Origin of the sequence: Allorhizocola rhizosphaerae, assembly GCF_003426775.1 — a bacterium.
Taxonomy (GTDB): domain Bacteria; phylum Actinomycetota; class Actinomycetes; order Mycobacteriales; family Micromonosporaceae; genus Allorhizocola; species Allorhizocola rhizosphaerae.
In genome coordinates this window covers 1-9,729 of sequence record NZ_QJUG01000279.1, presented here as the reverse complement: position 1 = coordinate 9,729, position 9,729 = coordinate 1, and the positions used below count along the sequence as shown (strand labels likewise).

Here is a 9,729-nt window from a genome sequence, read left to right as displayed (position 1 = left end):
TCTTTGGGTCAGGTGTTGGTGATTCGAGTTTGTTGAGGGTGTGACTGGGCTGCTGGTCCTGTGTCCAGCATGCTCTGATCCTTTTCGCAGGGCCGATTAGGTGTGGTGTTGCGTGTTGTTTGGTTACGGTACAAGGGTTTCGGTGGTTACGTGACGAAGATGGCTTGCCAGAAGGTGAGCCAGGGGGTGGCTCGGGGCCAGCGGGCGGGTAGGCGCAGCACGGGTCTGCGTTGCGGCCGGGTGAACCGGGCCGGGATGTTGATCAGGTGGGTGCGCAGGGTGGCGCCTCGGGCAACGGCGTAGCGGGCTGTGCCGGTCAGGGTGCCGGTGGCGCGTAGCAGGTTGTGGCAGATGGCGGCGAGGATGTTCCAGGCCGCCAGACCGGGAACAGCGGGTCCTGGGTGTTGGCATCCTGCACCCGCCGGACAACCAGCCAGCCGGTGAACTCGTGTGCGGTGTCGGCGAAGGCGGTGTATGGCACTTCGGCGACTTGCGCGTCGGATATAAGGGCACCGGTGTCGGGGGTTTCGACCGCGCCGGGATAGCGCACCGGCACGTAGGCGTCATCGGGAATGTTGTCGAGCGCGGCGTCGACGGTGCTGTTGCGGGCGATGGCAAACGAGAACACGGCACCGGCCTTGGCCACGGCGGTGACCAGCTTGCCGGAACAGAATGCCGAGTCGCCGCGTACCAGAATGTTTGCCGCCTTCGCCCCGGCAGCCTTGGCGGTGTTGATCGCCTCGGTGACCATGCCGGCTGCTCCTCGTGACGAGCCTGCGCGTCCGGCCCGCAGCCGCACCCCGGCTACCACCGGCGCCGAACGCGACGTACTCACCGGCCGAGGCCCAGGCGAACGGCCGGCTCTGCTCCTGCGAGCCCAGCTCGAACAGCAGCCGCGGGTTGCTGCCGCGCTGCCAAGGCACGCTCGGATCGTATTCGTAGACACGCGCGTTCGGGTACACGTCATGAGTGGGATTACGACACCGAGGCGGTTGAGTCGCGGACGATGAGGTGATGGCCGGTTGCTCGCTTGCGCGGCCGCGCTGACCGGGGTTTGAGTGCCATGGCCAATGCCTGGCGTCCCATCTCGGCCAGCGGGAGCCGCACCGTGGTCAGGCTTGGCGCCAGGTCTTGCGCGATCGATACGTCATTGAAGCCGACGACCGAGATTTCATCGGGTACCCGGACCCGCTGCGCCCGCAACGCGGAGAGCACGCCGATGGCCATCGCGTCGTTGAGGGCGATGATGGCGGTCGGCGTGGACCGCTCGCGCAGGATGCGTGCCGCTGCCTCGCGCCCGCCGGGGCACGTGAAGTCGGCGTACGCGACCGGCAGCCGGTCCAGCGAAAGCCCATGCACTGCAAGGGCTTCGGCGGCACCCGCGAGCCGGTCGGCCACGGTGGTCAGTTCCTCGGGACCCGCGACGACCGCGATCCGGCGGTGGCCCAGCGCGAGCAGGTGCTCGGTGATGGCCCGGCCACCGTCCCGATTGTCGGGCAACACGGCGTCCACGTTCAGCGCATGCCGCCCGATCACGGCCACCCGCCCCCCACGTTCCTGGAATGCCAGCAGCGCCGCCCGTGCCATCGCTTCCGTGCCCGGATCGGTGTACCCGGACCCTGCCACGATGATGACCCCGACCCGTTGCGCGCTCAGGTGGCGGATCTGCGCCAGCTCGGCATCGGGATCGCGCCCGGAGTGGCAGATCTGCACCATGAGCCCGCGCTCCCCGGCCAGCTGAATCATCCCGCTGGCGATCTCCGAAAAGTACAAGTCGTCGATCTGATGCACGATCAGCCCGACCGTGGACGTCGCCCCGCCCGCGAGCTGCCGCGCATGCGGGTTGGCCACGTATCCGAGATCGCGCGAGACCTGGCGGACGCGATCGGCCACGGCCTCGCTGACCCCCTCGCGTCCGGCAAGCGCGCGCGATGCCGTGGCCAGCGAGACGCCGGCCTGCTCGGCCACATCGATCAACCGCAGCTGTGAACGCGATCTAGACATTCATCGGACCTTTCCGTTTTGTGCGCCTTGCCAGGCACTCGCGCCAGAGATTAGGGTACGTAAGCGCTTTCGTAAGCGTTTACGTACCAACTACCGAGGAGCGTCCAGAGATGCACGCAACGGCACGGGTCAAGTTGGGAATTGCGGCGAGCGCCGTGGCCGTCGCGCTGGCCGTGACGGGCTGCACGGGGGACGGCGGGTCGGAGAAGCCGGCGAGCGACCCCATCGTCATCGGGATTTCGCTGCCGCTGACGGGCGACTTCGCCGAGCCTGGCAAGGGTGTGCAGCGCGGCTATGAGGCGTGGGCCAAGATCGTCAACGATCAGGGCGGCTTGCTAGGGCGCAAGATAGAGCTGAAAATCCTCGACGATCAGTCCAATGCCGACCGGGTGGTGGCCGACTACGAGCAGCTCATTGGCCGCGACAAGGTCGATCTGGTGTTCGGCCCGTTCTCTACCCGTCTGGTGGTGCCCGCGGGGCGGGTCGCCGAGGAATACGGCATGCTGTTCGTCGAGCCGGCCGGCGCCGCCGCGCAGGTGTTCGAGCAGGGCTTCAAAAACCTCTTCTACGCCGCTCCGGCCGTTGCGGGCGACCACTACAACCACCTCGCCAAACACATCCTGGCCCTGCCGGCCGACCGGCGTCCGAAGACGGCCGCCTACGCCGCGATGGACGACCCGTTCGCGCAGGGCACGGCCTACGGGTTGAAGGCCAAACTCGAGGCGGGCGGGATCACGACCGTGGTCAATGAGGTCTATCCGCCCAACACCACCGACTTCGGCGGCATCGCGGCGAAGATCGCGGCGTCCAAAGCCGACATCGTGGTCGGCGGCTCGCAGTACCAGGACGGGGTGAACCTGATCGTAGCCCTGCAACAGCTGAACTACCAACCCAAGCTCGCGGCCTTCTCCACCGCGCCGACCAACCCGGAGTTCGCCAAGGCCATCGGCAACAAGACCGAGGGCATCCTGGCGCCCACCGGGTACACCAACAAGGCAAAATATCCGAGCAATCTGGAGTTTGTCGAAAAGTACAAGGCGCAGTTCGGCACCGAGCCTGAGGAGGATGAGGCCAACGCCTACACGACCGGCCAGGTCGTCGCGGCGGCGGTCAAGGCCGTCGGTTGCGCCGAGCAGGGCGAGTGCCAGAAGAAGCTCGTGGACTGGTTGCGCACCAACAAGGTCGAGACCGTGGTGGGTCCGCTGTCGTGGGACGCGCAGGGGCGGCCGCAGGGCGCGCACATGATCCAGCAGTGGGCGGGCGGCGACATCCAGATCGTGCTGCCCGAGGACGTGAAGGAAGCTGGCTTCATCTACCCCAAGCCGGCGTGGTGACCGGCTGATGCCATCGGGCGGGCTGCTCTTGCAGAGCGTCGTGCTGGGCCTGCTGCTCGGAGGGCTTTACGCCCTGCTGGCGGCGGGCCTGACGCTCTACTTCGGCATCATGCGGGTGGTGATGATCGCCCATTCGGCGTTCCTCATCCTGGCCGCATACGTGGCCTGGTGGTTCAACGTGCGCACCGGGCTGGATCCGTTGCTGTCGCTGGCCGGCACGGTGCCGCTGTTCTTCGTCACCGGCGTGGCGATGCAGCGCCTGCTGCTGGCCCGGCTGCGCCCCGCGACGCTGACCATGATGTCGGTCCTGCTGACGTTCGCCATCGCGCTGTTCATCGAGGGGATGTTGGGGTACCTGTTCACCGGCACGCAGCGGCGCATCCAGCTCGCTTACAGCGCGTCGAGCCTCGATCTGTTCGGCGCCAGGATCGCGGTCGTGAAGCTCATCGCGTTCGGCCTGGCCGGTGCCGCACTCCTCGGGCTCTATCTACTGCTGAAGCACAGCCGGTTCGGCTGGGCGCTGCGCGCGACGATCCAGCACCGTGATGCCGCGCGCCTCGCCGGCATCGACACCGATCGGGTGGCCGGTTACGGATTCGGCCTGGGACTTGCCACCGCCGCGATCGGCGGCACCGCGCTGGCGCTCGACGCGACGGTCTACCCTTCGCTGCACTGGCACTGGATCGGGCCGCTGATGGCCATCATCGTGGTCGGCGGGCTGGGCAGCATCCCAGGCGCCGCCATCGCCGCGATGGTCCTGGGCATGGCGCAGAGCCTGCTGCAGATCCCGCTCGGTACCACATGGGCACAGACGGTTTTCTACCTCGCCCTGTTCGCCACGCTGGCGTTGCGGCCGCAGGGTTTCTTTGGAGGCCGCCTTGCGCAGCGTTTCTAAGGCACGCGTTTGGCTGGGCTTGCCGGTGCTCCTGGCCGGGGTGGGATTGGTACTGTCGTTCCCCTCGCTGGCGCCCAATCCCTACCTGCTCTCCGTGGGCATCGTCGTCCTTAACTACGCCGTGCTGTCAACGGCCTGGAACTTCATGGGTGGCTTCACCGGATACATCTCGCTGGGCCACGGCGCTCTCGCCGGCCTCGGCGCATACGGCACGGCCCTGCTCATCACGAAGGCGGGCATGCCGAGCTTCGCCGCGCTGTTCGCGGCCACGGCCATCGTCGCGCTGCTCGCGATCCCGCTGGGCTTTGCCGCGCTGCGGGTGCGCGGCGCGTCGTTCGTCATCGTGTCGATCGCGCTCGTGCTCATCCTGCTGCTGGTGTTCCAGAGCTGGGCATCGCTGACCGGCGGCTCAAGCGGTCTCGTGGTGCCGCGCCCGTTCCCGCAACTGCTGCGCCCTGAACACCACCGGGTGTTCTATTACCTGTTCGCCGGGCTGCTCGCGCTCGCCCTGCTGTGCTGGTGGCTCATCGACCGCTCCCGCTTTGGTTTGGGCCTCAAGGCGGTCCGCGAAGATGAAGACAAAGCGGAATCACTTGGTACCCCTACGTTCGCCTACAAGCTCGTCATTTTCACCGTGTCGGCCGCATTCACGGCGCTCGGTGGCGGCCTCTATGCACTGTGGTTCGGCGACCTGGACCCGGTGTTCCAGTTCTCGATCCTCTCCGGCGCCTACATGGTGTTGATGGCGTTGCTGGGCGGGGTGCGCAACCTGTTCGGTCCCGTGCTCGGCGCGCTGATCGTCGGGATTGGACTCGAATACTTCAAAGTGGAGTACGGCAACACGCCGCTGCACCTGGTCGCCAGCGGCCTGCTGCTCGCCGTCGTCGTGATGTTCATGCCCGACGGTGTGATTCCGTCTGTGTCCAATGTGTTCGGCCGGTTCTTCCAGCCCACCCGGGCGTCCATCCGCGAGGTCTCGGCCGAGCAACTGCGTGAGGAGGCGCGTCGGTGACGGCACCACGCAACCTCGAAACGGTCGAGCTCACCAAGCGCTTCGGCGGGGTGACCGCATTGGACGGTGCGTCCATCGCGTTCCACGACGGGAAGATCAACGCGATCATCGGGCCCAACGGCTCGGGCAAGACCACATACTTCAACTGCGTCACCGGCATGATCCGCGCTGACTCCGGCCAGACCACCTATCGCGGGCACGACATCACGCGCCGGCCGCCCCACGCCATCGCGGCCGCCGGGATCGGGCGCACGTTCCAGCTGTGCCGGGTCTTCCCACGCATGAGCGCGCTCGACAACGTGCTCGTGGCGGCGCGCCCAGGCGGCGTGGCGACACGACTGCGCGGGGCACGCGGCCGGGCCGAGGTGGCGCGCGCCCGGGAATGGCTGGCGCACATGGGAATGGACCACCTGGAGGGCGTCGAGGCGGGCAACCTGTCATGGGGGCAGCAGAAGCTGCTCGAACTGGCCGGCGTGCTGATGAGCGAGCCCGAGACCATCCTGCTCGACGAGCCGGCCGGCGGCGTCAACCCGGCGCTGATCGACCGGATCGCGGCGCTGGTGCGCGAGCTCAACGCGGCCGGCAAGACGTTCATCATCGTCGAGCACAACATGGACCTCGTGATGAACCTGTGCGAACACATCGTCGTGCTTGACCGCGGCCGGCCCATCGCCGCCGGGCCGCCCTCGGTGATCCGGTCGGACGAGCGAGTCCTTGGGGCGTACCTTGGCTAGTGTTCCTCTGCTCGAACTGCGCGGGATCGAGGTCGGCTACGGCCGGGCCGCGCCGGTGCTGCGCGGCCTGACGGTCCAGGTGCCCGCGGGCGCCATTGTGTGTTTGGTCGGGCCGAACGGGGCCGGCAAATCCACGGTGCTCAAGGTGGCCAGCGGGCTGCTGCGGCCCCAATCTGGACAGATCATTTTGGACGGTCAGGACGTGACCGGCCAAGGGCCACAACAGATGCTGGCCTGCGGGCTGGCCCACGTCCTGCAGGGGCACAGCGTCTTCCGCGAAATGACCGTGGCCGAGAACGTGCTCCTGGGCGGGTACACGATAAAAGACAAGGCTGTGGTCACCGAGCGGGCCGAACGAGTGCGCAAGCTGTTCCCGGTCGTGGATGAGCGCTGGAACGCGTTGGCCGGGCTGCTGTCCGGCGGGCAGCAGAAGCAGGTCGAGTTCGCCCGCTCGCTGATGGTCAACCCGAAGGTCGTGCTGCTCGACGAGCCCTCGATGGGCCTGGATCCCAAGTCAACCAACACCGTTTTCGAGCAGGTCGTGCGTATGCGCGACGCCGGCACCGCCGTGCTGCTGGTCGAGCAGAACGCGCGGCGCGCGCTGCAAACCGCCGACATCGGCTGCGTGCTCGACTTGGGCCGGGTGCACATCTCCGGCCCCGCCTCCGACCTGCTCGACAACCCGCTGCTCGGCGAGCTCTATCTCGGCGGCCGCCCGGCATGACGCGTACGCGTCGCGGTGACGAGTAGAGGCGTTTTCGGGGCGACCGGCAGCGTGGGCGGCTTCGCCAAGGCCGTTGAGACCCAGGCTTCGCCGTCTTTAATGCAGCCAGGTGGCCAGCGCCCCGCCGCGCTCATACTCCTCCTCGACGCGCATCAGCCCGGCCAGCCCGGGTGGCATGCCTGGGATGGCAGCGGCAGCGGGCCTGAACCGAGGTCTTCAGCACCACGGCGGCTTTCGCCATGAAGTCCGGATAGCGGGGGAAGATCTACGACCGGTGCCGCCAGGGCTTGATCGCATCGTCGGCCAGCCACCGGGCCACCGTGGAAGCGGAGATGTCCTCGACGATGCCCGCCGCGACCGCTTCGTCGGCCAACTCGGCGGCCGACCACCGCGACAGTGGCACCCCCCAAGCCGTCGGCAGTTCACACGCCAATGCCTTGACCTGCGCCGTCTGCACGTCAGTGAACCGCTTCGGGCGACCCGCACGCTTACGGTCGCCCAAACCCGCCATCCGCTGTACGGCGAAGCGGTGCCCCCACTTGCGCACCGTGTCAGGCACCGTCCGCAGATCACGTGCAATGGCGGTAATAGCCATACCGTCGGCGGCGGCCGGCACGATCCACGCCCGTAGCACCAGATGCTGCGTGGTGGGACGGCGTACCCACGCCGACAGCAAGCCGATCGCCCAAGTAGCCAAAGATCTGGGGATCAACGAGGGCGCGCTGGGCAGTTGGGTGGCCCGTGACCGGGAGGCCCATGGTGCCGGCGACGGGCGGGTGTCCGAGTCGGAGCATGCCGAATTGTTGAGGCTGCGTGAGGAGAACGCCGAGTTGGCGATGGAGCGTGATGTCCTCAAGCGCTCAGTGGTCCTGTGGGTCAAGGAGGCGACGACGTGAGCGTGGCCCGCTTCATCAGCTCCAGAGGGCCGAACATGGTGTGCCGCAGGCGGTCTCGTGCCGGGCCTTGGGGGTCAGCGAGTCGTGGTACTACAAGTGGCCGAGCTGGGCCTGGCCGGGCGCACGCCCAGAAGCGGCGTCACCTGACCCGGCAGGGCAAGCGGGCTGCGGCGCCGGACCGGGTGCGCCGCCAGTTCACCGCGGTGGCACCGGACGTGTTGTGGTGCGGGGATCTCACCGAAGTCGACACCGGCGAGGGAAAGCTCTATCTGGCAACGGGGGTTCTGGACTTGTTCAGCCGCCGCCTGCTCGGGTATGCGATGAGTAAGCACGACGACGACGCTGTCGCGGTCGCCTCGCTGGTCGTTGAGGGCTTCGGCTGGTGTTCGCCATCCGAGTGTCTTGTGTGGCCGGCCATTGAGAGCGGCGGCTACAGCGTCGAGGTCGTTACGGTTCCAGCGGGCCAGGTCTGTGCCCTTGGATTCGTTAGCAACGTCGGGCGGGGGCTGTCCGCGGTTCAGTTGGCAATTCTCTCCGTAATCGTTTTGGCGGGGCGGCGCCGCCGCGCTTCTGGCTGCTACCGTGCCCGGGATGATCCTGTGGGTGAACGGGCCGTTCGGCAGTGGTAAGAGCACGCTTGTGGACGAGTTGCGGACCAGGCTTCCTGACGCGTTGGTCTTCGATCCTGAGCACATTGGTTACGTCCTTCGGGAGATCGTGGAGGTGCCGACCGGCGACTTCCAGGATCTGCCGATGTGGCGGCGCGAGGTCGCGAGTTTTGCAGTCGGTCCGGTCCAGGACTATGGCCGGCTGCTGTTAGTGCCAATGACGCTGGTGCGGCCGGAGTACCTGGTTGAGATCTTTGGCGCGATTGAGGCCGCGGGCGTCGGTGTGCACCATGTGTTCCTCGATGCACCGCGGGAGGTTATCGAGCAGCGCATCGACGGGCGGAGTTTCTATCCGGACGATCCGACGCAGGACGTGCGGGTGCGGGCGTGGTGTAAGGCGAGGGTGGACGCCTGCCGCGCTGCGGTCGATGCCCTGCCCGCCGGGACAGTGGTCCTTGACGCGACCCAGACTCCGCAGCAGTTGGCCGAGGCGGCTTTAGCCGTTATAGGCCCGATCGGGAGCCGAAGCTCTGGGTAAGAGGGTGCCCTTATGGTGTTGGCTATGACCGCCTTAGTACGCGCCGCGGCCGTGTTGCTTTATGCGCAGGCGGGGTTCCTGTTTCTCGTGTCGGTGGTAATGGTGGGTATTGTCTTGGAACCACCGGCTGGCGGAACGAGGGCGATCGCATCAACGGCATTCACGTTCGCCTACGCGACGATGCTTTGCGCCGTCGCCTTCCGGCTGGCGCGGGGCAGAAGACATGCCCGCCTAGCAGCTCTGGCATCCCAGGCGCTGCTGATATCGGCCGCGTTGTATCTGGCCAGCGTTGGACGATGGTTCGGGTGGGTCAGCGCTGCCTACTGCCTGGTCCTGATTCTGCTGCTTTCATTACGCGTCGGTAGCGCCGACTAGATGACCTATTCCAAGGGGTTAGTGGTCATAGGCGGTCAGGGAGCGTAGAACCGGGGCGCCGGTCTTGTCGTTGTGCCAGATCGCGGCGGTCAGGGCCAGGATGCGTTGCAGGACACGCACGGCGACGCCCTGTGGGGTGTGGCCGCCGTGGCGTTCGAGGTCGAGTTGACCCTTGAATGTTTGGCTGATCGATTCGATGGTTTTGTTCCGCCTCGGGTTTGATGGAGACATCGAAGACCGGAGGATTGGTTGTTATGGCGGCATCGAAGAAGTACCCGGACGAGTTGCGTGAGCGTGCGACGCGTCTGGTAGTTGAGGCGCGTAGAGACCCGCATGCGGCGTCTGGTGCGATCAGGCGGATCGCGAACCAGCTCGGTGTGCACCCGGAAGCGTTGCGTACGTGGGTGAAACGGGCCGAGAACGATGAGGAGGTCCGTGCCGCGGATGGGATTGCGCCGGGTGAGCGGCTAGTACGGCAGTCACGACATGCCGTGTGAGCTGGCGGAATGAAGCCCAGCCAGATGATGGACGGCCGCCGCTCGATCATCGAAAGTTGTGGACAATTCAATATCAACTGCGGCGGCCGCAGAATGCAGCGTAGTCGCTGCA

At 66.7% G+C, this 9,729-nt stretch carries 13 protein-coding genes and 1 pseudogene; 10 read left to right on the top strand and 4 right to left on the bottom strand.

Annotation, left to right across the window (positions count from 1 at the left end; translation table 11 throughout):
• Nucleotides 1-316 precede the first annotated feature (316 nt).
• Nucleotides 317-967, bottom strand: coding sequence for a transposase (locus DM816_RS36875; RefSeq protein WP_117215143.1), 651 nt, complete (start codon nucleotides 965-967; stop codon nucleotides 317-319).
• Between the two features lie 8 nt (nucleotides 968-975).
• Nucleotides 976-2,004, bottom strand: coding sequence for a LacI family DNA-binding transcriptional regulator (locus DM816_RS36870; RefSeq protein ID WP_117215142.1), 1,029 nt, complete (start codon nucleotides 2,002-2,004; stop codon nucleotides 976-978).
• 110 nt (nucleotides 2,005-2,114) lie between these two features.
• Here DM816_RS36870 and DM816_RS36865 point away from each other — a divergent pair, with 110 nt between their 5' ends.
• From DM816_RS36865 to DM816_RS36845, 5 genes are read left to right on the top strand one after another with little or no spacing between them, the layout of a single operon-like run.
• Nucleotides 2,115-3,338 carry an amino acid ABC transporter substrate-binding protein gene (locus tag DM816_RS36865; protein ID WP_117215141.1) on the top strand — a complete coding sequence of 408 codons (1,224 nt, stop codon included), beginning with the start codon at nucleotides 2,115-2,117 and terminating at the stop codon, nucleotides 3,336-3,338.
• A 7-nt stretch (nucleotides 3,339-3,345) separates the two neighbouring features.
• Entirely contained in the window at nucleotides 3,346-4,233 is an 888-nt protein-coding gene (locus DM816_RS36860) for a branched-chain amino acid ABC transporter permease (RefSeq protein ID WP_117215140.1), read from the top strand.
• A complete protein-coding gene (locus DM816_RS36855; RefSeq protein ID WP_211589016.1) occupies nucleotides 4,217-5,245 on the top strand; it encodes a branched-chain amino acid ABC transporter permease in 1,029 nt (342 codons plus the stop codon). The genes DM816_RS36860 and DM816_RS36855 overlap by 17 nt, the downstream gene beginning before the upstream one ends.
• Nucleotides 5,242-5,979, top strand: a complete 738-nt coding sequence (locus DM816_RS36850) for an ABC transporter ATP-binding protein (RefSeq protein WP_117215138.1) — start codon at nucleotides 5,242-5,244, stop codon at nucleotides 5,977-5,979. Before DM816_RS36855 ends, DM816_RS36850 begins: the two co-directional genes overlap by 4 nt.
• Nucleotides 5,972-6,703, top strand: coding sequence for an ABC transporter ATP-binding protein (locus DM816_RS36845; RefSeq protein WP_246002571.1), 732 nt, complete (start codon nucleotides 5,972-5,974; stop codon nucleotides 6,701-6,703). The genes DM816_RS36850 and DM816_RS36845 overlap by 8 nt, the downstream gene beginning before the upstream one ends.
• 265 nt (nucleotides 6,704-6,968) lie before the next feature.
• Here DM816_RS36845 and DM816_RS36840 read toward each other — a convergent pair whose 3' ends face one another.
• The gene (locus DM816_RS36840; protein WP_281274397.1) at nucleotides 6,969-7,319 is read right to left on the bottom strand and encodes a helix-turn-helix domain-containing protein; all 351 of its coding nucleotides are present in this window, start codon (nucleotides 7,317-7,319) and stop codon (nucleotides 6,969-6,971) included.
• 28 nt (nucleotides 7,320-7,347) lie between these two features.
• Between DM816_RS36840 and DM816_RS36835 the strand changes: the two genes are divergently transcribed.
• The 4 genes from DM816_RS36835 to DM816_RS36820 all read left to right on the top strand — a co-directional run bounded on the left by DM816_RS36835 (nucleotide 7,348) and on the right by DM816_RS36820 (nucleotide 9,120).
• Nucleotides 7,348-7,599, top strand: a complete 252-nt coding sequence (locus DM816_RS36835; RefSeq protein WP_117215136.1) for a transposase — start codon at nucleotides 7,348-7,350, stop codon at nucleotides 7,597-7,599.
• A gap of 203 nt (nucleotides 7,600-7,802) precedes the next feature.
• Nucleotides 7,803-8,228, top strand: a complete 426-nt coding sequence (locus DM816_RS36830) for a DDE-type integrase/transposase/recombinase (protein ID WP_162908206.1) — start codon at nucleotides 7,803-7,805, stop codon at nucleotides 8,226-8,228.
• The gene (locus DM816_RS36825) at nucleotides 8,191-8,745 is read left to right on the top strand and encodes a P-loop nucleotide/nucleoside kinase family protein (RefSeq protein WP_117215145.1); all 555 of its coding nucleotides are present in this window, start codon (nucleotides 8,191-8,193) and stop codon (nucleotides 8,743-8,745) included. Before DM816_RS36830 ends, DM816_RS36825 begins: the two co-directional genes overlap by 38 nt.
• Before the next feature lie 24 nt (nucleotides 8,746-8,769).
• Nucleotides 8,770-9,120 (top strand): hypothetical protein, encoded by a 351-nt coding sequence (locus DM816_RS36820; protein WP_162908205.1) that lies wholly within the window; start codon nucleotides 8,770-8,772, stop codon nucleotides 9,118-9,120.
• Between the two features lie 18 nt (nucleotides 9,121-9,138).
• Here the strand turns inward: DM816_RS36820 and DM816_RS46040 are convergent.
• Nucleotides 9,139-9,324 (bottom strand): annotated as a pseudogene (locus DM816_RS46040) (IS982 family transposase); the annotation flags it as partial.
• 17 nt (nucleotides 9,325-9,341) lie between these two features.
• On the opposite strand from DM816_RS46040, the gene DM816_RS46035 reads away from it, so the two are divergent.
• Nucleotides 9,342-9,617 (top strand): transposase, encoded by a 276-nt coding sequence (locus tag DM816_RS46035; protein ID WP_117215144.1) that lies wholly within the window; start codon nucleotides 9,342-9,344, stop codon nucleotides 9,615-9,617.
• Nucleotides 9,618-9,729 lie beyond the last annotated feature (112 nt).

Bases quoted from the DNA above. Each gene is read 5' to 3' on its own strand.
- DM816_RS36860 (WP_117215140.1), top strand. From the start codon at position 3,346: ATGCCATCGGGCGGGCTGCTCTTGCAGAGCGTCGTGCTGGGCCTGCTG.
- DM816_RS36865 (WP_117215141.1), top strand. From the start codon at position 2,115: ATGCACGCAACGGCACGGGTCAAGTTGGGAATTGCGGCGAGCGCCGTG.
- DM816_RS36870 (WP_117215142.1), bottom strand. From the start codon at position 2,004: ATGTCTAGATCGCGTTCACAGCTGCGGTTGATCGATGTGGCCGAGCAG.
- DM816_RS36875 (WP_117215143.1), bottom strand. From the start codon at position 967: ATGACGTGTACCCGAACGCGCGTGTCTACGAATACGATCCGAGCGTGC.
- DM816_RS36825 (WP_117215145.1), top strand. From the start codon at position 8,191: ATGATCCTGTGGGTGAACGGGCCGTTCGGCAGTGGTAAGAGCACGCTT.
- DM816_RS36820 (WP_162908205.1), top strand. From the start codon at position 8,770: ATGACCGCCTTAGTACGCGCCGCGGCCGTGTTGCTTTATGCGCAGGCG.
- DM816_RS46035 (WP_117215144.1), top strand. From the start codon at position 9,342: ATGGAGACATCGAAGACCGGAGGATTGGTTGTTATGGCGGCATCGAAG.